We start from the raw sequence: 24,079 nt of genomic DNA on the forward strand, positions 1-24,079 counted from the left end.
TATGAAGGTACCTTTAGAAGGGATGGAGAAGATGATAAATAAAGACAATTTTATTCAAGGCCTAAGATATAAAGATTTAAAAGCTTTAGATTATTTAGTAGAAAACTATTCAGACTTAGGGTTAAAGGTAAGTTATAGCGTCTTAAATAATAGACAACTTAGTGAGGAATGTACTAATGATGTTTTACTTAAAATTTGGAATAATATAGATGCATTTAAGGGGAATAGTGAAAATTTTGCAAAATGGTTTGTAGTAATAGCTAAAAGACACGCAATAGATGTACTGAGAAGAGAAAAAAGACACAGTTGTAACTTAGAGTTAAAGGAAGATTTGGTTTATACCATTGATGATAATACTTTTGAACAAGTAAATAAGAAGTTAGAGGGAGAAGCATTGAAGTCTAGTTTAGAAATGTTAGATAAAAATAGCAAAGAAATTATTGTTAGTCGTTATTTTAAGGATGAAAGTCTAGAGGAAATAAGTTCTAACCTAAAAATAAGTAAAAGTGCTGTAAGTAATAGGCTTTCAAGAGTTAAGAAGAAGCTAATGAATATATTTATAGGGGGGGATTTATAATGAGGCATTATTTTAAAAATATTGATTTTCAGGATGTGGATTTAGAAGAATACAATTATATAGATATAAAATTTTCTAAGAAAGAAAAGGAAGATATAAAAAAGAAGTTAAGAAAAAAGATTATAAAAAGAAAAAATAAGAGAAAGGGATTAGTGGCTTCTATAGCTTTAGTATTGACATCAGTATTATTATTTTCTAATGCAAATGGTGTAGTAGCTAATGTAGTACCTACATTTAATAAACTATATGAAAGCCTTGGTTTTAAATCAAAGGATTTACCACAGTCAGTTTATATTGGTAAAAGTTATGAAGAAAATGGCATAAAAGTTACTTTAGAAAATTTAGTAGGAACAAAGCATGTGATAAAGGTGGCTTTAAAGGTGCAGTATAGTGATAAGTGGAAAAAATCAAATAGACCTTTAGTTCACTTTGCTTATGGCTTTGAAGGAAAATTAGACACTGGTTCAACTGGATGTTTAAAAGACATTGATGAAAACACACAACTTAGAGTTATTGATTTTTGTTCAGATGAAGAGCTTCCAAGCAAGGGGAATTTTAAAATTGAAGCTATGAGCGATGGCTTTAAGAAACCATTAGTTTGGGACATGAAGGTGGATTTTACAAAGAATTTCAAGAATACTATTATTGAAAAGCAGGTAACTATGTCTAAGGATATAGGAGGTAGTATTAACCATATTGAAGCTAATACATTAGGTACTATTATAAGTGGTAACAAGATGTTGTCATTTTCACAAAATGAGGATAGCTATTATTTGAAAGTAGATAATAAAATTTATCCTATGTTTGGATCTTCTTGGGGAAATGAAGATAAAGGCTATTTCCACTCTTTCTTAGAAAATGTTAGTTATAATTGCATTAAAAATTCTAAGAATATTTTACTTGTAAAGCATAGTATTGAGAAATCTGAAAAAGCAAATATTAAAAATATGACAAAGGAAGAGAGTATAGAATACTGTGAGAAAATAGAAAAGCAACTGGATAACCTTCCTAAAGAAGAGGATAGTGGAGTGGTTTATACAAAGAAAATTGCTTTTAAGGATGGGAATAAGGCAGAAATTTATAAGGTAGAGAGAAAGGATGGAAAGCTTCTTATCTATGTTAAGGGTAATAATAAGAAGCAAGTATTTAATATGCTTTCAAAGTTATATACGAGTACAGGCATTTTAGTTCAAAGTATAGAGGATACTGGTGTTGGATATATTGCAGAATTTGATGATATATCAAAGAATAGGGTGACTATTAAGATGACTGTTGCCATATTAGACTGTATTGGAAATTATAACGAAGATGAGTCAAAGATTACATTAAAATAAATAGTGTGTTTCTTAAGAGGGTTATCCCATAATTTATAAAAATTAATAGGATAATTCTCTTTTAATTTTTTATAATTATGTAATAAATTTTAACGCAAGGGGAGTTACGAAATAGGAATAAAAAGAAGAAATATGGAAATGTTACAAAATTAAATTTACAAATATATTTACAGAAAGGTAAAAATATTATATTCTATGACTGAAAAAATGAAATAGTCATAGAGAGAAGAGGAAGTTATGGGTACAGCTTTTACAGATAATGAAAAAAATATAATAAAAACTAAATTAAAGGCTTGTGCAAGTAGTTGTATGAGTAAGTATGGTATAAAAAAAACTACTGTTGATGAATTAGTTAAAGAGGTTGGTATTTCTAAAGGAGCTTTCTATAAATTTTATGATTCTAAAGAATTGCTTTTCTTTGAGGTATTTGAGGATTATCATAGTGAAATATATGGAGCTGCACTTAATATTTTAATTACACGTACAGATTTAAGTGAAAGAGAGCGTATAGAAGAGGCTCTTCTTAAAGCTTGCAAACTTATGAAAGAATCTTCCATTATGTATATTGTGGAAAATGAACTGCAATATTTATTGAGAAAGATACCACCTGAAGTATTAGAAGATCACTTTCATAGCGATGATGTACACATACAAGAACTCGTTAGAAAATCAGGAATTACTATAAATAAAAGTCCTGAATTTGTTTGTGCAGTTACCAAGGCTATTATGTTAACACTTTCTCATCAAAAAAATATTGGGGAAGAATATTATGATGATGTACTAAAGTTACTAGTTAAAGGGGCTTGTCAGCAGCTATTAGAAGGATAAAGCAGTGAAAGATGAGGGGCAATTTTAAAAAAGAAAAATAAATTGCTCCTAATCATTGTAATAGGGAAAATAAAAAATTTAGGTTAAATAGTATAATTGATTGTATAGAATTAGTTTAAAAACTTATATGGAAGTATGCATTTATTAATAATGAGGGATAATTCTAATGTTGTGTTGATAATGAAAATCATTTTAATGCATAAAATATTTATAATATATTCATTTATAAATATTTAATTTAGTTTAAGTACATAAATATATTTGTTCAAAGGAGGTATAATAATGTTTTTAGATGTAAGAGATATTAAGAAAAGTTATGGTGGAGTAGAAAATTCAACTCAGATATTTAAATGGAATTAGTCTAGGGGTAGAGAGGGGACAAATGTGCGTTATTTTAGGTCCTAGCGGTTCAGGAAAATCAACGTTACTTAATACAATCGGAGGCTTAGACGGAGTAGATGAGGGGCAAATTGTTGTAGATGGGTTAGATATTAGTAAGTTAAAAAGTAAAGAATTATCACTTTACAGAAGAAATTACTTAGGGTTTATTTTTCAGTTTTATAATCTTGTACCTAATTTAACACTAAGGGAAAATATACAGGTGTGTGAATATTTGCCAAAGGAATCACTAGATTTAGATGAATTATTAGAAGTATTAGGTATAAAAGAACATAAAAATAAGTTTCCATCCCAATTATCCGGTGGACAACAACAACGTTGTGCTATAGCAAGAGCTTTAATAAAAAACCCCAAGTTATTATTATGTGATGAACCTACAGGTGCTCTAGATTATAAAACCTCTAAAGAAATTTTAATATTACTAGAGGAGATTAATAAAAAATACGGTACCACAATACTTATTGTTACACATAATACAGTTATTAAAGATATGGTTCATAAAGTTATAAAGATTAAAGATGGACAAATTAGTAATGAATATGTAAATGAAAATCTAATACCAGCAATAGAATTACAGTGGTAGAGGAGTTAAAAATATGATTTTAAATAAAAGAATAAAGAGGGAATTAAAAAATAATATTTTTAGATATGGGGCTTTGTTTTTTATGCTCATATTAGGAATATCTATGGTTATTGGTACGTCAGCGGCTACAGACTCAGTAATTAATACTATAAAAGAATGTAACAAAAATAATAATATTGAAAATGGGGAATTTTCAGTATTTGTACCATTATCAGGAAAAGATAAGGAATATCTTAAGAGAAAAGGAGTTCAAATAGAAGAAAATTTTTATATGGATTTTGATTTAGATAATAGTTCTACTCTTAGAGTATTTAAAAATAGAAAGGGAATAAATTTAGTTCAGTTAAATGAGGGTAAACTAGCAGTAAAGGATAATGAAATAGTTTTAGAAAAACATTATGCAAAAAAGTATAATTATAGTGTGAATGATATTATTAGAATAGCAGATAAAAAATATATTGTAACAGGTATTGGCACAGCTCCAGATTATAATTTAGTTATGGCCAATCCTTCAGATATATCTTCCAATATAGAGAAGTTTAGTATTTCTTTTGTAAGTGAAAAAGCATATAATACTTTAAAATCTAGTGGTAGGTTTAAATCCAGCGAAGAATATTGTTATAGTTATATTTTAAAAGGTGAAATGACAGATAAAGAATTAAAAGATGGAGCCAATAAATTAGAAGGTGGAGCTATAAAGCTAAGGGATGGATTAGAAAATCTCAGTGATGGAACGGGCGCCTTATCTGGAGCTATGGGAGAGTTAAGATCAGGAATCGATGATATAAAATCAGGTACAGCATCCCTAAAAAGGGGAAGTGAATCTTTAGAAGGAGGAATATATTATCCATAATAAAAAGCACTTTTTATTATGTCAAAGAATATTATTGATATTAAATAGGAAAAGAATATGATAAATATATTGTATTCTATAATTTAGAATATTTTTAAATGCATCTTGCAAACTATTAAATTTTAATATATTATTAACTTAAAGATTTAAATGTTATATATATCCATATTTGTTGTTATATTTAAATATAACAACAAAATGTGAATTTATTATTATATAAGTAATTTTCTGAATTTTTAGAATTTGTATTAAGAAGAATCAAAATAATTTAAATAAGTTATAAATATTATAATATTTATAACTTATCTTAATTAAGAAAGGAGAATATAGGGGGATTTTAAATACTGTTAAAGAAAGTTTTTTTGCCTTTCTATGCAAACGATTTCACTATAGGCATTAGTCATTATATTTTTTTATTAATAGGGATACAATTATATAATTTAGACCTCACAATATAATGAACTTTCTTCTAACAAATAATGCTTAAACCATTTATATAAAAATTAAAGGAGGAATTTTTATGGATCATGGCAATAAAACTTTAGAAAAATATGGAAGTTTTATTTTATCTTTAGTATTAGCTTCTACTTTAAGTCTGTGTTTTACATTTAAAGCTTTTGCAGCAAATATGAGACCTGATTATAAATGTTATGTAATGGGTCCATTAGAGAAAGTGGATAATTGGAATGATTTTAAGAAGCAACTAATAACTCTTAAAGATAATGGGGTTTATGCTATTACTACAGATGTGTGGTGGGGATATGTTGAAAGTGCAGGTGATAATAAGTTTGACTGGAGTTACTATAAAAATTATGGAGATACTGTTCGTGCTGCAGGATTAAAGTGGATACCTATTATATCAACTCATGAATGTGGTAGTAATGTAGGTGATTCTGTAAATATACCTTTGCCTTCATGGTTATGGGCAAAAGATACTGCTGATAACATGCAATTTAAGGATGAAAATGGAGTTTATAACAAAGAGACTCTTAGTCCATGGTGGGCCGATACAGCTAAACAGTATGATGAGCTTTATGAATCATTTGCCTCAAATTTTAGTTCATATAAAGATATTATAGCAAAAATATATCTTTCATCTGGACCAGCAGGTGAATTAAGATTTCCATCTTATAATCCATCAACAGGGTGGTCTCGTGGATTTTTACAATGTTATACTAAAGCAGCTAAATTAGATTTCCAAAATGCTATGAAAAATAAATATAATACTATATCTAGACTTAATAGTAAATGGGGAACAAGCTTAAAGAATTTCGAAGAAATCAATCCTCCAACAGACGGAGACAATTTTTTTATAAATGGTTATAAAACAACATATGGCAATGATTTCTTAACTTGGTATCAAGGTGTGCTTATAAAACATTTATCAAATATAGCAACTAAAGCGCATAATCGGCTTGATTCAGTTTTTGGTGTTACAATAGGAGCAAAAGTATCAGGTGTTCACTGGTTAATGAACAGTCCAAATATGCCACATGCCGCAGAGTATTGTGCAGGCTATTATAATTATAATACTTTGCTTGATCAGTTTAAGAAATCAAATTTAGATTTAACATTTACATGTCTTGAAAAGGAGGATTCAAATTCATATAATTATCCTTATTCAGCACCAAAAAGTCTTGTTATAAATATTACAAACTTGGCTAGGGAAAAAGGTATAAAATATTTTGGAGAGAACGCATCAGATATTTATAATAATAAAAAAGCATATGAAAATTGTGCCGAAATGTTATTTAATTATGATTTTTCAGGGTTTACACTTTTAAGACTTAAAAATATAGTTAATTATAATGGAACACCTACCGCCGAAATGGCTCCTTTTGCGGATATTTTAGCCATTAAGCCAGTTCCTGTAACATTTACAGTAAATAATGTTAATTTAGAAAGCGATGAGAATTTATATTTAGCTGGAAGTAGATGGGAGATGGCTAATTGGAGTACGGAATTTTATCCTTTACAATTTAAAAATAATAATGGAAGTTATACAATTACCACATATCTTGCTGAAGGTCATAACTACGAATTTAAAGCGATAAAGAAAAATAATAATGGAAATGTAATATGGCAAGGTGGTTACAATCAGTTTTATAATGTTTCAAAAGGTGGAGATTCCCATACTTGGAGTTGGTAAAATATAAATGTATTATTTAATTGAAATATGTACAAAATAGATAAAACAATTTAATTATTGTAAAATAATTTCAATTCTAGTGTTGACAGTAAATTTAAATCATGATATAATTCACTCAAAATATTAAATTAAAAGCTGTGATGAGAAGAAGTAAAAATATAAATTCTTTTAAAGAGAGCTTCTGGTTGGTGAAAAGAAGAAAAGAAAGATATTTTGAATACATCTCTGAGCGGAGCACCGAATCCTTATTTAAGGTAGTAGATTGTTTTCGGAATCCCTGCACCCGTTATAGTGCTAGAGTATAGAAACTATGTTTAGTTTAGTACTTGAAAAGGTTAGATATGGTGACATATCTAATAAAACGAGGTGGTACCACGTGAGTATAACTCCCGTCCTCTAGTTAAGCTAGAGACGGGATTTTTTGCATTTAAAATAAAATTTAATTAGTTGAAAATAATAACACTAATTGAATTTTCATGTATTTTTAAAATATTAATTTTAATAAATAAAAAGTTAAAAAATAATTTATATAAATAAGCGCTTAGAAAATTATGATTTAAATCTAAAAATAATAAAATAATTACCATATGCATATGGCCTTACAAAAAAATATTATAATTTTAGGGAGGCTATAAAAATGAAAAGTATAGAAGAACAAATAAAAATAATATCTAAAGGTGTAGACGAAATTATAAATGTAGAGGATCTAAAAAATAAACTAGAAAAATCACAAAAAACAGGCAAACCTCTAACAGTTAAATTAGGATTAGATCCTACGGCACCTGACATTCATATAGGTCATTCAGTAGTTTTAAGAAAAATAAGACAGCTACAAGACTTAGGACATAGAGCAGTTATAATAATAGGAGACTTTACAGGAAGAATTGGAGATCCAACAGGAAAGTCTAAGACTAGAAAGCCATTGACACAAGAAGAGGTTATGTTTAATGCCAAAACTTATGAAGAACAAATATTTAAAATAATAGATAAAGATAAGACAGACTTAAAATTTAATAGCGAATGGTTAGGTAAACTATCTTTAAGAGATACAATAGAGTTAACTTCAAAATATACAGTAGCAAGAATGCTTGAAAGAGAAGATTTCAAAAAGAGATTTGAAAGTCACTCTAGTATAGGAATACACGAATTCTTTTACCCATTATTACAAGCTTTTGATTCTGTTACTCTAAAGGCAGATATAGAGTTAGGGGGAACAGACCAAAGATTTAACCTTCTTATGGGAAGAACTATACAAAAAGATTTTGATCAAGAAAGCCAAGTAGCTATTCTTATGCCATTATTAGAAGGAACAGATGGAAAAGATAAAATGAGCAAAAGTTTAGGAAACTATATAGGAATAAATGAAGATGCTAATGATATATATGGAAAAGTTATGTCTATACCAGACGAAATGATAGTTAAATACTATGAATTAGCTACAGACATACATCCAGATGAAGTAGCGAAAATAAAAACAAAATTAGAAAAGGAAAATGTTAATCCAAGAGATGTTAAAATGGAATTAGCTAAAGAAATAGTAAGACTATACCATGGAGAAGAAGCATCTATAAAAGCAGAAGAAAATTTCAAAAATATATTCCAACAAGGAAATATGCCAGAAGATATAGATACGTTAGAAGCAAATTTAGATGAAACAAATATAGTAGATTTAATAGTTAAAGCAGAATTTGCTCCTAGTAAAAACGAAGCTAGAAGATTAGTAAAACAAGGAGCAGTAAAAGTAAATGGAGAAAAAGTAGATGAAGAATGTAAAGTAAAAAATGAAGATATACTTCAAGTAGGAAAGAAGAAATTCATAAAAATATTAAATCAAAAGTAATTTAATAAAATTTATAAAAAATCTGTGTAATTTCCAATAACAATGGAATGTACGCAGATTTTTTATTTTAATCTTGTCACTAAATTGTAAGATGTGTAATTTATAATTTACATTATAGTATAAACAGAGTTCTCGGATTTAGGGGGAGCTTTTACTCCCACTAAAACTTAGAAATCATTATCCAGAGATGTAGCTGCTCTTTACTCTTAACTTTCAGAAGATGGGAGTACTAGAGCGGGTAGTCATGGGATAAAATTAGAATTTTAATTTGTTAAGGGGATGATTTTAATGAGTATATTAAAAGCTATAGATCTTAAAAAATACTATGGAGAAGGGACTAATAGAGTAAAAGCGTTAGATGGGGTTAATGTTGAAGCGAATGAAGGTGAGTTTGTAGCCATTGTAGGCACATCTGGAAGTGGTAAAAGTACTCTTTTGCATATGTTAGGTGGACTTGATAGGTCAACTGGTGGAAATGTAATTATAAGTAATAAAAATATATTTGCAATGAGTGATGATGAACTTACAGTATTTAGACGCAGAAATATAGGTTTTGTATTTCAAAATTATAATCTTGTACCCATATTAAATGTATACGAAAATATTATACTCCCAATAGAGCTTGATGGAGGAAAAATTGATAAAGAATATATAGATAATATTATAAAAGTTTTAGGTTTAAGTAGTAAGATTAATAATATGCCTAATAATCTTTCAGGAGGTCAGCAGCAACGTGTTGCAATATCAAGAGCATTAGCCACAAAGCCATCTATAATACTGGCGGATGAACCTACGGGAAACCTTGATAGCAAAACCAGTATGGAGGTTATGGGACTTTTGAAAATGACAAGCAAAAAGTTTAATCAAACAATAGTTATGATAACTCATAATGAAGAAATTGCACAACTTGCTGACAGAACAATTCATATTGAGGATGGTAAGATTGTTGGGGGTGTCTCCTATGAAATTTCAAAATAATAATAAAGCTATTATAAAAAAGCTTACTAAAAATAGTATAAAAGCTAATAAAATCAGAAATATATTTGCAATTATTGCAATAGCTATAACAACTATATTATTTACGTCTTTGTTTACTATAGGCATGGGAATGAAAAATTCAATTGAACAGCAAACCATGAGACAAGTAGGAGGATGTGCTCATGGAACTTATAAATATATAACACAAGATCAACTTGATAAAATTAAAAAACATCCTTCCATAAAAGAACTTGGATATTCTGTTATGTTAAATTCAGCGGAAAATATAGAATTGTTGAAGCATTATACTGAAATTAGATATGCTACAGATGCCCAAGCAAAAATGTTTTTTTCTAGTCCAACAAAAGGAAAGATGCCTGAAAAGGAAAATGAAATAGCAACAGACACAGCTGTTCTTGACTTGCTAGGAGTGCAGCATAAAATAGGAGAAAAGGTTAGAGTAGAATATTATATTGATAAAGAAAAATTTTCTAAAGAATTCATTTTATCAGGTTTTTGGCAACATGATGAGGTTATGCCTGCCAGCATGATGTTTGTATCTAAGCAATTTATTGATAAAAATATTGGAGATAGAATTAATAAACTTCATAAGCCAGGAGATTATGTAGGAACTATAAATGCAGATGTTATGTTTAAAAATAGTAAAAATATTGAGGGAAAAATGAAAAAGGTTATAACTGATAGTGGCTTTAGCTTCGATAAATCACCTAATTCCATTGCCTTTGGAGTAAATTGGGCTTATTTAAGTACAAACAATGATAAAGATCCATCCATTATAATTGCAGGTGTTGGAGCACTTTTATTAATTATTTTTACAGGATATTTGATAATATATAATATTTTTCAGATATCTGTAATCAAGGATATTCGTTTTTATGGATTGCTTAAAACAGTTGGTACCTCTTCAAAACAAATAAAAAAACTTATAAAAAATCAAGCACTGTTGCTATCTGTTATAGGAATTCCAATTGGTCTTATCTTGGGTTATATAATTGGAAATGTGCTTTTACCTATTATTATAAGCACAAGTAATATTAAAACAAGTTATATATCCTTTAGTCCTATTATTTTTATTGGATCTGCAGTATTTGCAATTATTACAGTACTAATAAGTTGTAGAAAACCTGGTAAAATTGCAGCAAAGGTTTCTCCAGTAGAAGCAACAAGATATGTAGATGCTACTGTTAAATTTAAAAAAGAGAAAAGGTCTTCAAATGGTGGCAAGATTTATAATATGGCTAAATACAATATGCTAAGAAATAAGAAGAAAACTATTTTGGTAGTTATTTCAATATCCTTAAGTTTAATAATTCTTAACTCAGTAGTTACTTTTGTAAAAGGTTTTAGTATGGATAAATTTATAGAACATGAGATAGCAGCTGATTTTATAGTAGCTAATGCTAATTATTTTAGTATGAATAAGCATTTTACAACGGAAAATGATGTTATATCTGAAGAAATGATTAGTAATATAAATAAACTTGACGGAATTAAAGGGGGAGGAAAAATTTATTATAATGTAGAACCTAGTAGCATAATTTTTAATGGCAAAAAATCACCTTTACAATTGTATGGTATGGATGATTTCCCTTTATCTAAATTAAATGTAGTTGAAGGTAAAATAGATTTAGAAAAATTTAAAACAGGTAAGTATATTATTGAAAATCTAGGTTCAGATGATAATGGGAGAGTCAGGACTGAAGAAAGTAAATGCAAAATAGGGGATAAGGTTACTGTAAAACTAGAAAATAATGTAACTAAACAATATGAAGTTATGGCAAAAGCAGAACTTAAATACAAAATGTCTGTTAGATATTCAGGTAAAGATGAGGCAGAAATATGTATTCCATCATCAGAATTAAAAAAAGAAATAAAAAAACCATTAACAATGTCTTATGTGTTTGATGTAGATGATAAATATGTAGACAAAACAGAAAAATTTTTAAATGACTATACTAAAACTATTGAACCACAAATGAATTATGAATCAAAACAAAAATATGAAAATGAGTTTAAAAAATTAGAAAATATGTTTTTATTAGTAGGTGGTGTTACTAGTTTAATAATTGGAGCAATTGGAATATTAAATTTTATAAACGCTATACTTACAAGTATAATATCAAGAAGAAGAGAATTTGCAATGTTACAAAGTATAGGTATGACTAATAAACAACTAAATAAGATGCTAATATTAGAGGGAGTTTTCTATGCTTTAGGATCAATAGTCACATCTATAATATTAGGTAGTATAGCATCTTTAACAATTGTCAAAACAATTGGAAGAAGTTTATGGTTTTTTAAATATAAATTTATATTAACTCCAATTTTAATTTCATCACCAATCTTAGTTTTAATATCAATATTAGTTCCTTTTGTTATATATGTAAATGTAAATAATCAAACTATTGTTGAAAGATTAAGAGAATCAGAATAAGTATTAATATTAAGAGAGTGCCTCAAAATAGATCATATTTTCAGACACTCTCTTAATTTCATGGTATAATATGGATAAATAAAATTAGTAAATAGAAAAATTAAATGATTAAAATGAGATAGATTAAGTTTTTATAAGTTTAATTTGTTTACTATAGGGGTGATTTTGTGACTAATATATTAATAATAGAAGATGACAGACTTTTAAATAGAGGTATAAAATATGTACTGATGAAAGATAAATATAATGTTATTAGCTCTTATAGTTATGATGAGGGATATAATGAATTTTTGAATAATAATATCGATCTAATATTACTTGATATAAAACTAATGCATAAAAGTGGGCTAAAGCTTTGCGGAGAAATTCGTAAGATTTCAGAGGTGCCTATAATTTTTATAACAGCTAATGATACGGATCAAGATATGGTAGAGGGTTTTAAAAAAGGATGTGATGACTATATAGCAAAGCCATTTTCTATGGAAATTTTAAGGCAAAGAATTAAGGCAGTATTAAAAAGAACTAATATACAAGATAAAAATACGTTTAAGTATAAAGACATAACTATTGATTATAACATGATGATTTTAAAAAAAGGTGAAAAAATAATAAAGTTAACTACAACAGAATATAAGATCATAGAATTACTCACTAAAAATAAAAATCAGGTTATGCCTCGAAAAATAATATTAGAAAAATTATGGGATGCTAATGGTAATTTTGTAGATGAAAATGCATTAAGTGTAAATATTCGTAGACTCAGACAAAAGATAGAGGACAACCCTAAAAAACCTAAGTATATAATTACTATATTTGGAACTGGATATACATGGGGTGAGATTTAATGAAATTTAATTTTAAAATAGCTTTGTATTTTTTTATGATAGTGTTTTGCTGTATTTTGTTTGATTTATATGCATGGTTTAAATATAAAAATATAAATTTTATGATGTTGATTACAATATTTTCAATTCTAATGATAATGTTATCTATAATACTTATATATGTTTTAAAGAAATACATGGAACATATTCTAATACAACTTTCAGAGGTTATTGAATCTATTACAGACATGAATGAGAATGAAGTTTTTTCTGTTTTAAATGATGATATGTTATCAAAACTTCAATCTCAGGTTATTAAATTGACTAATATACTGAAAGCGCAAAATAGAAGAATAAAATATGAGAGAGATGAGATAAAATCCTTAATTTCAGATATTTCACATCAACTAAAAACTCCTTTGTCAAATTTAAAACTGTATTATGAGATTTTACAAGATACTTCAATTTCTAAAGAGCAATATGATGAGTTTAATTTTAATATGAAAAGTCAGATTGAAAAGCTAAGCTTTTTACTTGAAAGTATGATCAAAATGTCACGGCTTGAAAGTGGTATAATTAAACTAACCCCTAATAAAGCAAGCATAAATAATGTTTGTTTAATTGCAATAAAGCAAGTATATAAAAAAGCAAAAGATAAAAATATAGAAATTAGGTTTAATGTTGCAGAAGATATTGTTTTAAATATCGATAAAAATTGGACTACAGAAGCTATTTTTAACATTATAGACAATGCTGTGAAATATACAAACAATAATGGAACTATTGTAGTTGATAGTATAAAATATGAAATATTTGCAAGAATAGATATAAAAGATAATGGGATAGGCATAGATGAGAAAGAAATAAATAGCATTTTTAAAAGATTTTATAGGGGACAAGGCAGTGAAAATGAGGAAGGGGTAGGTATAGGATTATATTTATCAAGACAAATTATAGAAAAACAAAATGGATATATTAAAGTAAAATCCAAACTTCAAAAGGGATCTATTTTTTCAATATTCATACCATGTTAAGGATTTGAATATAACGCATAAATTGTTTAAAAAGGAATTATGATTTAAAATTAAAAAATTGTATACAAGAAGATTTAAATTCCTATGGCTATGAGATCATAGTTTTAGAAGAATTTGATAATGTATTAGAAAATTATTAAAAAAATCCTCAATAGAAAGGGATTTTTTTATTTTAAAGCAATATAACTATTTAGGTAGGTGTTGACATTTTATAAAGAAGGTTATATAGTTAGTTACATAGGTAACTAACTAGTTATGTAGCGAGGTGATAATAATGAATTTAAATTTTAATGAGCATATTACGATATACCAGCAAATAGCTAATGCCATTGAGGATGGAATATTAAAAGGAATTTATGAAGAAGAAAGCCAAATTCCCTCCACAACAGAAATTTCAGTAACTTACAAAATAAATCCAGCTACAGTAAGGAAAGGATTCAATTTGTTAGTAAGTGAAGAAATAATTTATAAGAAAAGAGGGTTAGGAATGTTTGTTTGTAGTGGCGCAAAGGAAAAGTTAAAAGAAAAAAGAAAAAATAATTTTTTTGAAAGTTATATATTGAGCCTTGTAGATGAGGCTAAAAGGTTAGGAATAACTATAGATGAAATAATGGATATGATAAAAGGGGGTTATAAAAATGAGTAATATATTAATAAAGAATGTTACTAAATCATATCAAGGGAAAGAAGTGGTATCAAATATTTCGTTTAATATAGAAGAGGGAAAAATATATGGACTTCTTGGAAGGAATGGAGCAGGGAAAACAACTCTTTTGCATCTTATAACTAATAGAGCTATTTTAGATAGTGGAAAAATCTTAATAGATGGTGAGGATATTTATGAAAATGACAAGGCTTTATCTAAGATTTATTTTATGGAAGAAAAAAATTTTTTCCCTGAATCAATGAAAATAGTAGATGTTTTTAAATGGACAAAAGAGTTTTATGAAGATTTTGATATGGAATATGCTATTAAACTAAGTAGAATGTTTAATTTAAATATAAAGAAAAAAGTAAAAAACTTATCAACAGGATATAAATCAATAAGTAAAATTATTGCTACCTTAGCCTCATGTGCAGAAATTTTAATTTTTGATGAACCTATTTTAGGATTGGATGCTAATCACAGAGAATTTTTTTATAAAGAGCTATTAAAGGTTTATAATGATGGGCAAAAAACAATTATAATATCTACTCATATAATAGAGGAGATTTCTCACATTTTGGAAAAAGCAGTTATATTAAGAGAAGGTAAAATAATAGAAAATAATTCTGTTGAAGACATGCTTAATTTAGCTTATGCAGTTTCAGGTAACAATGAAGCTGTAGATAAATATATAACATCTAAAAATACAATAGATATAGAAACTTTAGGTTCATATAAAAAAGCCACAATTTTACAAGAAAGAACTAAAGAAGATTTAGATAATATAAAGAAACTGGAATTAGAAATTAGCACAGTAGAACTTCAAAAATTGTTTATATATTTAACAAATATGGGGGAGTAATAAATGGAAAAGAGTAATAAGATATGTAAAATTCAATTAAAGACTTCTATAAAATCTATAGTTACTTATTATAGTATATTAATAGGGTTATTAATATTAACATTAATACAAAAATTTATGTTTACAGATTATAATACTCAGGTAAATGGTATAGATTCAGCAACAGTAATTTTTATATTTATAGTGGCATTAAATTCATTTAAATCTTCTTTTTATTTTTCACAAGGGAATAATATTTCAAGAAAGAGTTTTTATTGGGGAAATATAAAGTACGGTATAATAATATCAGCAGTTTTGGTTTTCGTTGATGTAATTATAAATAGAGTATACAATATTTTTATGAGGTGTCCTACTATTTTTGATATGATTTATGGACAAATAACATATTGTGTAAATGCTTCTTGGGAATTGACATTAGATCATAGTGTTTCAAATTTATTGGGAACTTGTGTATGGACTTTTGTATTATATGTATTTGTATTTATGATGGGTCTATTAATAACTATGATTTATTTTAGATTAAATAAATTAGGTCAAATAATAATATCTTGTATTCCAATAATATTAATTATATTTGTAAATAATTTTCCTTATGATATTTATAACAAAGTGTGCATATTTATTGAAAATGCTTTTGGAATTAGTGAAAATCCAAATCCATATATAACAATTCTAACATTTAGTATACTAAGCATTTTAGTAATGGGAGTACAATATTTATTAATTAAAAAAGCAGTTACGGATAAAATTTAATCATAAAAATAAAAATGGAGATTCCCATTTATGGCCATTTTTTAATTAAAGTTTCCTAAAAGTTTAAAGAAATAGCAAGTTTGAAAAATAGTTTTCTAGCAAAGGTGACTAGGAATTTTATAGGAAAACAAAATATTAGACATAAAGGAACTCTAGGTGATAAAATAGTTGTAGTAAAAACATTATATTTTAATATGTTAAAAAATCAATGTTAATATAACTTAAGAGAACTAATTTTTGTATAAGGAGATTAATTTATGAGTTTCAAAATAAAAAAGTTTAATGAATTGAGCGTAGAAGAAATATATGAAATACTAAAAATAAGAAATGAAGTTTTTATTGTAGAACAGGAATGCCCTTATGAAGATTGTGATGGTAAAGATAAAAATGCATATCATTTGTTTTATATGGAAGAAGGAAAGGTTATTTCTTATTTAAGAATATTAGAAAAAGGCTTATCTTATGATGAAATATCTATAGGAAGGGTTTTAGTGGATAAGGATTATCGTGGTAAAGGTTTGGCAAGAAAGTCTATTTTACAAGCCATAGATTTTATACAGAATAATTTAAAAGAAAACTCTATAAGAATCTCAGCACAACATTATTTAATGGATTTTTATAAAAGCTTTGGATTTAAACCGGTATCAGAGGTTTATTTGGAGGATAATATTCCACATATAGAGATGTTATATAAAAAGGATATATCTATATAATTATTAAAATTATTTTTATATCAAGAATTGTAGAGTAAGTTTTTTATAAGGAATTCTTTTTTATGTAATTTTTATAGCAATCTATTGGAGGATAAAGAAAACAATGAATCTAAATTTGCTAATGTGAGAGTGTTAAGCTGAATATTGTGATATAAAAAATTAAGCTTCAAAAGAGTTAAAACTCTTGTAGAAGCTTAAATTTTTTTTGTGAAAAATTAGAATTATATTAATAAAATTAAATTTTAATTAATAACATTGAAAACTATCTATTCTATTTAAGTCAATTCCAGCATAAGCCCAATTATATCCAGTCCACTTCCATCCAGATATAGATTTGTTCCCTACATATACAATCCACATCCAGAAAGGTTTTCCTCTAGAAGGCCAAATATAAGTAAATTTATATCTACAGAATCTTATAGAACCAGGATCAACAGCTTTAACATTAGGCCCACTTTTACTAGGCTTAGTTGGAGGAATGTTTGGAGGTGGTGTAGATGGAGGTCCTCCTTGAGGAGAAAAACCACCTGGCGGTGTCATAAAAGGTGGCATTGGAGGAGGAGCTGGCCCTCTCATGTAATTATCATAATAAAAGTAATAAAAATAAGGATACATCATATTAACTCCTATAAAATTATTTACAATATTAATGTATTCTAAATTAAAAAAAATGCTAACAGATACTTTAAAATTAAAAACTAACATAAAAGTGAAAAGTATATATTTTAATAAAGGCATAATATAATAAGTTTAGTATTCACTAATATGTATTTGAAAGAATAGTATATAGAGGGGTAAAAAATTAGAAATATTTATAGAAACAATAAAATTAAAAAAGTTGATTTCAGTAACAGAAATGCTTGTCCATCATAATATATAGTATAAGCTAAAAAATTAAATTACAAGTAATAATAATTAATAAAATAAGCTTTAAATAAAATATTTTTATAACATGGGAGGAATAAATGATGTCAATGGATGAAATGAGAGGTAATTACGATTCAAATTCATATAAATCAGCTGATCATGACTGCCATAAGGATTGTGGTAGGGTAATAGAAAGTCAAACTTTACCATTATGTGAAGGAACTAATATAACACCAACTGCTGTAACAACACCAGTAGTAGCTAAGATACCAGTAGTTCTTGCAGAAAAAGAAGTTCAAATAGATGTAGAAGCTAGAATGAAGTTAAAAGAAAAATTCTTTGAAATAAAAAGAATTAAAAAAGATGTATTTTTAACTCAATGTGAATTGTTACCAAGAGCAGGCGTTATAGAAAATGGTGTTCCAATAACAGGAAAATTATTCTTAAGTGGATTTGTTAGAAAGAATATAGAATTTGCTACTGCAGACTGTGTAAAACACGATGTAGTAAGTGGTGAAATAAAACACACTACAGAAAAAATACCATTCACTTGCGTAACAGAAGTAACCTATATAACTCCTCCAATATTAGGCAATAGAGGAATTCAACAAAAAACAGATTTATTCTGTGGTAGATGTGATTGTGAGTGTGAATGTGAAGAAGAAAGATTAGGAAAGTTAACTTGTGAAGAATTTTTAGAAGATTCAATAACACTTGTAGAGAAACCATTCTGCGAATTGCTAGGAGCTAGAATATTTGAAGCAGATATACAAAGAAAACCTTGTTATGAACACGGAGAAAAGGTTTTTGATGAATTACTAGAGAAAATGGTAGTTCACATTAGAGTAAAAGTTTTACAATTACAACAAGTAGCTGTAAATGACACAGACGCTGGTACAGGAAGTATGTGTAGAAAATAATAAGAAAAGTCGCTAATGATAAGAGTACTAATAAATAATGCTAAATAAACAACTTTAAGATAATTTAGGAGAAAGGATTTCTCCTAAATTATCTAATTTTATATGTGGATTTTTATTTGGAGTGGATAGGGTTTATTAATAATATATGTATAAATCAAATAAATATTCTTATAGTAATTATATTTAAGGGGAATTTCTAGTGTGAAAAATAATAATTTTAAAAATTTTATTATACTTATACTTATATTTCAATTACTGCAAGAAGAAGAAAAAGAAAACAATATATATAATCTAATTAATCTATCCAATCTAAATAAAATGGAAAGATTAATTATGGAAGAAAAAGATAAACAGCTTTCCAATGGAAGCATTAAATTTAAAAATACAAAAAGTAAATGGAGCTTCAATGAAGACAATGATAAACAAATTTCTAGGGGAAACGTTAAGTTAAAGAAAGAGAACAGTAAACAGATTATAAAGGGGCTCAATGAGTCAAAGAATAAAAAAGGGAAACAGGCTTCCAATGTAAATATTGAATTAAAGAAAGAAAAAAGTAAAAAGACTCCTAAGACAAATGTTGAATTAAAGAATCAGAAAAGCAAGCAGATTCTTAAGGAACAGAATGAGTTAAAGAAAGAGAAAGAGAAACAGCTTCCTAAAGTAAAAGCTGAGTTAAAAGAAGAGAAAAATAAAGAGATTGCCAATAGAAATACTCAATTAAAGAATGAGAAGGATCAACAACTCTCTAAGATAAATAATGAATTGAATAAAGAAAAAAGTAAGCAAGTTCAAAAGACAAATATTGAACTAAAAAATGAGAATAGTAATAAGATTATTAAGGAACATAAGGAAGAAAAACAAAAAAAGCTTCCTAAGGTAAATGTTGAATTAAAGAAAGAGAACAGTAAACAGATTATAAAGAGGCACAATGAGCCAAAGAATGAAAGAGGGAAACAGGGTTCCAATGTAAATATTGAATTAAGGAAAGAAAAAAGTAAAAAGACTCCTAAGACAAATGTTGAATTAAAGAAAGAAGATAGTAAACATATTGTTAAGGGAGATAATGAATCAAAGAATGAAGAAAGTCAACAGGCTTCCAAGATAAATACTGAATTAGAAAAAGAAAAAAATAAACAAATTTCCAAGGAAAATATTAAACTAAGAAATGATAAGAGTAAGCAGAATGTGAATAAACATAAGGAAGAAAAAGAGAACCAGCTTCCTAAAGTAAAAGCTGAGTTAAAAGAAGAGATTGCTAATAGAAATACTCAATTAAAGAATGAGAAGGATCAACAGCTCTCTAAGATAAATAATGAATTGAATAAAGAAAAAAGTAAGCAAGTTCAAAAGACAAATATTGAACTAAAAAATGAGAATAGTAATAAGATTATTAAGGAACATAAGGAAGACAAACAAAAAAAGCTTCCTAAGGTAAATATTGAATTAAAGAATCAGAAAAGCAAGCAGATTCTTAAGGAACAGAATGGGTTAGAGAAAGAGAAACAGTTTCCTAAAGTAAAAGCTGAATTAAAAGAAGAGAAAAATGAAGAGATTGCCAATAGAAATACTCAATTAAAGAATGAAAAGAGTCAACAGGTTTCTAAAATAAATACTGAATTAAATAAAGAAAATAACAATATAAGAAAAAATACGTTTTCTAAAGTACCTATAGTAATAGCAAGTTTTGGAACAGAAATAACAGAAATAGTTTTTACCAAAATAGAAGATACATTTATAGATATAAAAGAAGTTAAAAATAACATTTTTATAGAAGAGGCTAATTTAATAAAATTAAATTTTAATAAGGCTGAATTGTTTATTAGTGGTTATATTAGAAGTTATATAGAATATATAACATTAGATAAAATAAATGAAAATTCTATTACAACTAAAAATCAAGGAATAATTTCACATAAGGATTTTAGTAAAGCTATAAACATAAATTTATTATTTTTTAATAATATGAAAGAAGGAGAAGCTTTTTTTGTAGATTTTAATAATTATATAAAAGATAAAAAAATTTTGTTAGGCAAAATAGAAAAATTAGATATAAAATCTAGTAATATTTATAAAGATGTAGAGAGTTCTCCTTTTGAAAGAGAAAAATGCTATTTAACATTACAGCAAAATTTATTAATAAGGGCAAAGATTAATGTTTTACAAAACAATGTAGTTCTTTTGTAAAGGTATTATAATTATATAATCAAAAAAAATTATAATGAATATTATAAGAGTGTAATTAATATTAGAAAGGAATATATATGTGGAGACAACCTAATATAAGTTATATAGTTAAACCAGGAGATAGTTTATTCAAAATTGCTAGATCCTATGGTATAACTGTTGAACAATTAAAAGAATATAATGGACTTGTTTCTGATGAGTTGTATGTGGGACAACAAATTTTTATACCTATATCTATCTATGAAGTAAAAAGAGGGGATAGTTTATATTCTATTGCTAAAAAATTTAATACTACTGTAGAAAGTTTGATGGTATTGAATAATTTAGATAGTATAAACCTAAGTATTGGACAAATACTTTATATACCCATTTATACTGAAGCTATAATGAAAGTAGAGGATGGAAATATAAGAAGCAGACCTGATATAAACTCACAAGTATTATACAAAATGGATAAAGGTGCTAAGCTTCCGATCATAAATGTGCATAAGGATTTTTATGGAATAAAATTATTTAATGGAAATGAAGGTTTTGTATCAAAAACTATAGTAGATTTTAAAACTTATGGTAATATGAAGCCTGTAGTAGCTGTAGATGGATTTTATACATTAGAAGAAGGAGAAACTTTACCAAGCTCTTACGAATCTTTTGTTACTAATAGAAATTTAATATCTGAAATATGTTTATTTATGTTTAGGATAGATCCTAATGATGCTACAGCAATAGAAAATTTTGGACAGTTTACAGATGAGTATGTAGAAGAATTGGTGAATATTGCTCATAGAAATAATGTTAGAATATTAGCCGTAGTTCATAATCTATTGTATAGACCTGGTGGTACTACAAAGGCTAAAGATTTAGTTAAAGAATTAGTATCTACTAAAGAAAATAGACAAATCTTTATAAACAATTTGATAAATTTAATAGAAAAGTATAATTTTGATGGTGTAAATATAGATATAGAAGATGTTTATATAGAAGATAGAGACAGATTATCTTCTTTATATTTAGAAATGGGAAGAGAATTAAGGAAAAGAGGATATTATTTGTCAGCTTCTGTGCCAGCAAGAGTCAGCGATGAGCCCTTTAATCCTTTTTCAGATCCTTTTGACTATAGAATCATAGGAAGTGCTGTAGATGAATTTATTGTTATGTTATATAACGAACATGGATGGCCAGGTAGTGGACCGGGACCAGTAGTTTCAATAGGATGGATGAATAGAGTATTAAATTATACTATAACTAGAGTTCTGAGAAATAAAGTAGTAGCTGCAGTTTCAGTGTTTGGATTTGATTTTAATTTAACTACAGGAAGAAATACTTATGTTACTTATGCAGGAGCTGTAGAAATAGCTAATAGATATGGAAAAGATATAATATTTGATGAAGAAACAAAAACGCCTATGTTTAGTTATATAGATGAAAATGGTAATAATCATGAAGTTTGGTTCGAAAATGCTGAAAGTATATACGCAAAGGCAGAATTAGCCTTCAATAAAGGTATAAAAGGGATAGCTTTATGGAGATTAGGAATGGAAGATGAGAAAATCTGGGATTCCATGAAAAAAGATATAGTAGTTAAAATGGCTTAATGGTATAATTTAACTAGTAACCCAGTACATGGTGCTGGGTTCCTAGCAATTTTATATAATTAAAGTAAAAAAATAATTATTTAGCAAAATTCCTTAATTATAAATACTTATTTGAAATTATAGGGAATATATTAATAGTATAATATAACTGAACATAAGAGGTGAAACTATGAAAGAGAAAAATTTAATAAAACAAATAGAGTTATCTGTCATAGAAAAAATGGGTATAGCTTATTGTTACTGCAAAATAAGTTTGGACTCATATGGTCAGTTAGAGGATTTTATTTTTATGGAATCTAATGATTATTTTAAAGATTTAACGGGTTTTACAAAAGGATATATAAAAAATAAAAAAGCTAAAGATATAAGGTCTTTTGAAAGTCATAGAATAAATATAATGAAAGCCTTAGAAAAACTTTTATTATATAAAGAAGAAAAAATGGAATTTGAAGATTATTTTGATATTACTAAAAAGTGGGTTAAAGTATTATTGTATACAGAAAAAAAACAGGCTTTTTTTATTACACTTTATGATATAACCAAATATAAAGTAAAAGAAATAGAATTGAAAAATACAATTAAAAAATATAAATATCTTATAGAGTTATCTGCGGACTCAATAATAATTAGAAATTTAAATGGAGATATAATATATTGCAACAAGTCTGCTCTTAATTTGTTTGGATATTCCTTAGAAGAAATGAAAAAGCTTAATATGATAGACTTAATACCTAAATCATCCATAAAAGATATAGGGTTTAATATGTCTATAGGAGATAAGCCTGTTGAGAGAGTACATAAAAGAAAAGATGGAACGCATTTTTATGGGGAGGAAACAACAAAATTAATAAATATAGAAGGGGAATTGGGGATTGCAACATATATAAGAGATATAACAGAACGGAAAATATACAATGATAAAACGAAGCAAATGGCCTATTTTGACTCTCTTACAGAGTTACCTAATAGGAACTCTTTTTTAAAACAATTAGAGCATGAAATAAAATTAAGCAGGAAAAAACAAACCATATTAGCTATAATGTTTTTAGATCTTGACAAATTTAAAGAAGTAAATGATAACTTTGGCCATTGTACTGGGGATAAACTTTTATGGCAAGTAGCTAAAAGGGTAAAAAATACTATTAGTTCTAAAGATTTAATAGCTAGATTTGGAGGAGACGAGTTTACTATATTAATAAGAGATATAGCTTATGAAAAACAAGTTGAAGATTTAGCTAGGGATATAATAGAAGTTTTTAGAGAACCGATATATATAGAAGGAATATATGTAAATATAAAGACTAGCATAGGTATAAGTTTTTTCCCAAAAGATGGGGATACATCACAGGAACTAATAAAAAAAGCAGATAAAGCTATGTATGATGCCAAAAAAAGAGGGAGTAATAAATTTCAAATATATAAATATTGAAAAATGTTGTGTAGACTTTAAATATAATAATTTAATATTTTTAATAAAAATTAGGGATGTATTTTTATAGATGATAAGTATGTTATCTATAAAAATATATCCTATTTAATTTTAGAGCAATATTTTGTAAATTTGAAAGATTTATAGAAAGTTTTAAAAAAATATTGAAAAAATCATTAAATAAAGTATACTAGATATAGAGGATTTCAAAAAAGTGAAAAACAAATCAAAAATATGAAAAAAATATTTATTAAGGTTA

Annotated in this window: 19 protein-coding genes, 1 pseudogene and 1 other annotated feature; of the genes and pseudogenes, 19 read left to right on the plus strand and 1 reads right to left on the minus strand. The window is 26.7% G+C overall.

Annotation, left to right across the window (positions count from 1 at the left end):
• Window positions 1–31 precede the first annotated feature (31 nt).
• The 15 genes and pseudogenes from ACYUDJ_RS09450 (at window position 32) to ACYUDJ_RS09520 (ending at window position 16,828) form a co-directional block, all read left to right on the plus strand.
• Complete coding sequence (locus ACYUDJ_RS09450) at window positions 32–577, plus strand: sigma-70 family RNA polymerase sigma factor (RefSeq protein ID WP_042385316.1); 546 nt, start codon at window positions 32–34, stop codon at window positions 575–577.
• Window positions 577–1,911 (plus strand): DUF4179 domain-containing protein, encoded by a 1,335-nt coding sequence (locus ACYUDJ_RS09455; RefSeq protein WP_003487104.1) that lies wholly within the window; start codon window positions 577–579, stop codon window positions 1,909–1,911. Before ACYUDJ_RS09450 ends, ACYUDJ_RS09455 begins: the two co-directional genes overlap by 1 nt.
• Window positions 1,912–2,148: 237 nt before the next feature.
• Entirely contained in the window at window positions 2,149–2,739 is a 591-nt protein-coding gene (locus ACYUDJ_RS09460; protein ID WP_003487102.1) for a TetR/AcrR family transcriptional regulator, read from the plus strand.
• A gap of 282 nt (window positions 2,740–3,021) precedes the next feature.
• Window positions 3,022–3,721: pseudogene (locus tag ACYUDJ_RS09465) on the plus strand (ABC transporter ATP-binding protein).
• Between the two features lie 13 nt (window positions 3,722–3,734).
• The gene (locus ACYUDJ_RS09470; RefSeq protein WP_003487098.1) at window positions 3,735–4,574 is read left to right on the plus strand and encodes a BAR domain-containing protein; all 840 of its coding nucleotides are present in this window, start codon (window positions 3,735–3,737) and stop codon (window positions 4,572–4,574) included.
• 520 nt (window positions 4,575–5,094) lie between these two features.
• The gene (locus tag ACYUDJ_RS09475; protein ID WP_043031753.1) at window positions 5,095–6,723 is read left to right on the plus strand and encodes a family 14 glycosylhydrolase; all 1,629 of its coding nucleotides are present in this window, start codon (window positions 5,095–5,097) and stop codon (window positions 6,721–6,723) included.
• Window positions 6,724–6,851: 128 nt separating this feature from the next.
• Window positions 6,852–7,123: a binding site (T-box leader), on the plus strand.
• A 237-nt stretch (window positions 7,124–7,360) separates the two neighbouring features.
• Window positions 7,361–8,563, plus strand: a complete 1,203-nt coding sequence (tyrS, locus tag ACYUDJ_RS09480; RefSeq protein WP_003487094.1) for a tyrosine--tRNA ligase — start codon at window positions 7,361–7,363, stop codon at window positions 8,561–8,563.
• 288 nt (window positions 8,564–8,851) lie between these two features.
• Window positions 8,852–9,541, plus strand: coding sequence for an ABC transporter ATP-binding protein (locus tag ACYUDJ_RS09485; protein ID WP_043031754.1), 690 nt, complete (start codon window positions 8,852–8,854; stop codon window positions 9,539–9,541).
• Complete coding sequence (locus ACYUDJ_RS09490) at window positions 9,525–11,996, plus strand: ABC transporter permease (RefSeq protein ID WP_043031755.1); 2,472 nt, start codon at window positions 9,525–9,527, stop codon at window positions 11,994–11,996. The genes ACYUDJ_RS09485 and ACYUDJ_RS09490 overlap by 17 nt, the downstream gene beginning before the upstream one ends.
• A gap of 167 nt (window positions 11,997–12,163) precedes the next feature.
• Complete coding sequence (locus ACYUDJ_RS09495; RefSeq protein WP_043031756.1) at window positions 12,164–12,841, plus strand: response regulator transcription factor; 678 nt, start codon at window positions 12,164–12,166, stop codon at window positions 12,839–12,841.
• Window positions 12,841–13,854: a sensor histidine kinase gene (locus ACYUDJ_RS09500; protein ID WP_043031757.1), complete on the plus strand. Its 1,014-nt coding sequence runs from the start codon at window positions 12,841–12,843 to the stop codon at window positions 13,852–13,854. Before ACYUDJ_RS09495 ends, ACYUDJ_RS09500 begins: the two co-directional genes overlap by 1 nt.
• Window positions 13,855–14,128: 274 nt before the next feature.
• The gene (locus tag ACYUDJ_RS09505) at window positions 14,129–14,500 is read left to right on the plus strand and encodes a GntR family transcriptional regulator (protein ID WP_043031758.1); all 372 of its coding nucleotides are present in this window, start codon (window positions 14,129–14,131) and stop codon (window positions 14,498–14,500) included.
• Window positions 14,493–15,362 (plus strand): ABC transporter ATP-binding protein, encoded by an 870-nt coding sequence (locus ACYUDJ_RS09510; RefSeq protein ID WP_043031759.1) that lies wholly within the window; start codon window positions 14,493–14,495, stop codon window positions 15,360–15,362. Before ACYUDJ_RS09505 ends, ACYUDJ_RS09510 begins: the two co-directional genes overlap by 8 nt.
• A 3-nt stretch (window positions 15,363–15,365) precedes the next feature.
• Entirely contained in the window at window positions 15,366–16,115 is a 750-nt protein-coding gene (locus tag ACYUDJ_RS09515; RefSeq protein WP_003487079.1) for a hypothetical protein, read from the plus strand.
• A gap of 257 nt (window positions 16,116–16,372) precedes the next feature.
• Window positions 16,373–16,828, plus strand: a complete 456-nt coding sequence (locus ACYUDJ_RS09520) for a GNAT family N-acetyltransferase (RefSeq protein WP_003487076.1) — start codon at window positions 16,373–16,375, stop codon at window positions 16,826–16,828.
• Window positions 16,829–17,074: 246 nt separating this feature from the next.
• On the opposite strand, the gene ACYUDJ_RS09525 is transcribed toward ACYUDJ_RS09520, so the two are convergent.
• Entirely contained in the window at window positions 17,075–17,443 is a 369-nt protein-coding gene (locus ACYUDJ_RS09525; RefSeq protein WP_042385307.1) for a hypothetical protein, read from the minus strand.
• A gap of 350 nt (window positions 17,444–17,793) precedes the next feature.
• On the opposite strand from ACYUDJ_RS09525, the gene csxC reads away from it, so the two are divergent.
• From csxC to ACYUDJ_RS09545, 4 genes are all read left to right on the plus strand, one after another.
• Window positions 17,794–18,615 (plus strand): exosporium protein CsxC, encoded by an 822-nt coding sequence (gene csxC / locus ACYUDJ_RS09530; RefSeq protein WP_003487073.1) that lies wholly within the window; start codon window positions 17,794–17,796, stop codon window positions 18,613–18,615.
• A gap of 201 nt (window positions 18,616–18,816) precedes the next feature.
• The gene (locus ACYUDJ_RS09535) at window positions 18,817–20,799 is read left to right on the plus strand and encodes a hypothetical protein (RefSeq protein WP_003487071.1); all 1,983 of its coding nucleotides are present in this window, start codon (window positions 18,817–18,819) and stop codon (window positions 20,797–20,799) included.
• 77 nt (window positions 20,800–20,876) lie between these two features.
• Window positions 20,877–22,391, plus strand: a complete 1,515-nt coding sequence (locus ACYUDJ_RS09540; RefSeq protein WP_003487069.1) for a LysM peptidoglycan-binding domain-containing protein — start codon at window positions 20,877–20,879, stop codon at window positions 22,389–22,391.
• Window positions 22,392–22,560: 169 nt separating this feature from the next.
• Entirely contained in the window at window positions 22,561–23,820 is a 1,260-nt protein-coding gene (locus tag ACYUDJ_RS09545) for a sensor domain-containing protein (protein ID WP_003487067.1), read from the plus strand.
• The last annotated feature ends 259 nt before the right edge of the window (window positions 23,821–24,079 follow it).

The organism is Clostridium sp. CTA-6 (assembly GCF_054768115.1).

Excerpts from the sequence above, each read along its gene's own strand:
- ACYUDJ_RS09520 (WP_003487076.1), top strand. The coding sequence starts at position 16,373 with ATGAGTTTCAAAATAAAAAAGTTTAATGAATTGAGCGTAGAAGAAATA.
- ACYUDJ_RS09475 (WP_043031753.1), top strand. The coding sequence starts at position 5,095 with ATGGATCATGGCAATAAAACTTTAGAAAAATATGGAAGTTTTATTTTA.
- ACYUDJ_RS09525 (WP_042385307.1), bottom strand. The coding sequence starts at position 17,443 with ATGTATCCTTATTTTTATTACTTTTATTATGATAATTACATGAGAGGG.
- ACYUDJ_RS09470 (WP_003487098.1), top strand. The coding sequence starts at position 3,735 with ATGATTTTAAATAAAAGAATAAAGAGGGAATTAAAAAATAATATTTTT.
- ACYUDJ_RS09485 (WP_043031754.1), top strand. The coding sequence starts at position 8,852 with ATGAGTATATTAAAAGCTATAGATCTTAAAAAATACTATGGAGAAGGG.
- ACYUDJ_RS09515 (WP_003487079.1), top strand. The coding sequence starts at position 15,366 with ATGGAAAAGAGTAATAAGATATGTAAAATTCAATTAAAGACTTCTATA.
- ACYUDJ_RS09450 (WP_042385316.1), top strand. The coding sequence starts at position 32 with ATGATAAATAAAGACAATTTTATTCAAGGCCTAAGATATAAAGATTTA.
- ACYUDJ_RS09540 (WP_003487069.1), top strand. The coding sequence starts at position 20,877 with ATGTGGAGACAACCTAATATAAGTTATATAGTTAAACCAGGAGATAGT.
- ACYUDJ_RS09500 (WP_043031757.1), top strand. The coding sequence starts at position 12,841 with ATGAAATTTAATTTTAAAATAGCTTTGTATTTTTTTATGATAGTGTTT.
- ACYUDJ_RS09460 (WP_003487102.1), top strand. The coding sequence starts at position 2,149 with ATGGGTACAGCTTTTACAGATAATGAAAAAAATATAATAAAAACTAAA.
- ACYUDJ_RS09505 (WP_043031758.1), top strand. The coding sequence starts at position 14,129 with ATGAATTTAAATTTTAATGAGCATATTACGATATACCAGCAAATAGCT.
- csxC (WP_003487073.1), top strand. The coding sequence starts at position 17,794 with ATGATGTCAATGGATGAAATGAGAGGTAATTACGATTCAAATTCATAT.
- ACYUDJ_RS09545 (WP_003487067.1), top strand. The coding sequence starts at position 22,561 with ATGAAAGAGAAAAATTTAATAAAACAAATAGAGTTATCTGTCATAGAA.
- ACYUDJ_RS09455 (WP_003487104.1), top strand. The coding sequence starts at position 577 with ATGAGGCATTATTTTAAAAATATTGATTTTCAGGATGTGGATTTAGAA.
- ACYUDJ_RS09490 (WP_043031755.1), top strand. The coding sequence starts at position 9,525 with ATGAAATTTCAAAATAATAATAAAGCTATTATAAAAAAGCTTACTAAA.
- ACYUDJ_RS09510 (WP_043031759.1), top strand. The coding sequence starts at position 14,493 with ATGAGTAATATATTAATAAAGAATGTTACTAAATCATATCAAGGGAAA.
- tyrS (WP_003487094.1), top strand. The coding sequence starts at position 7,361 with ATGAAAAGTATAGAAGAACAAATAAAAATAATATCTAAAGGTGTAGAC.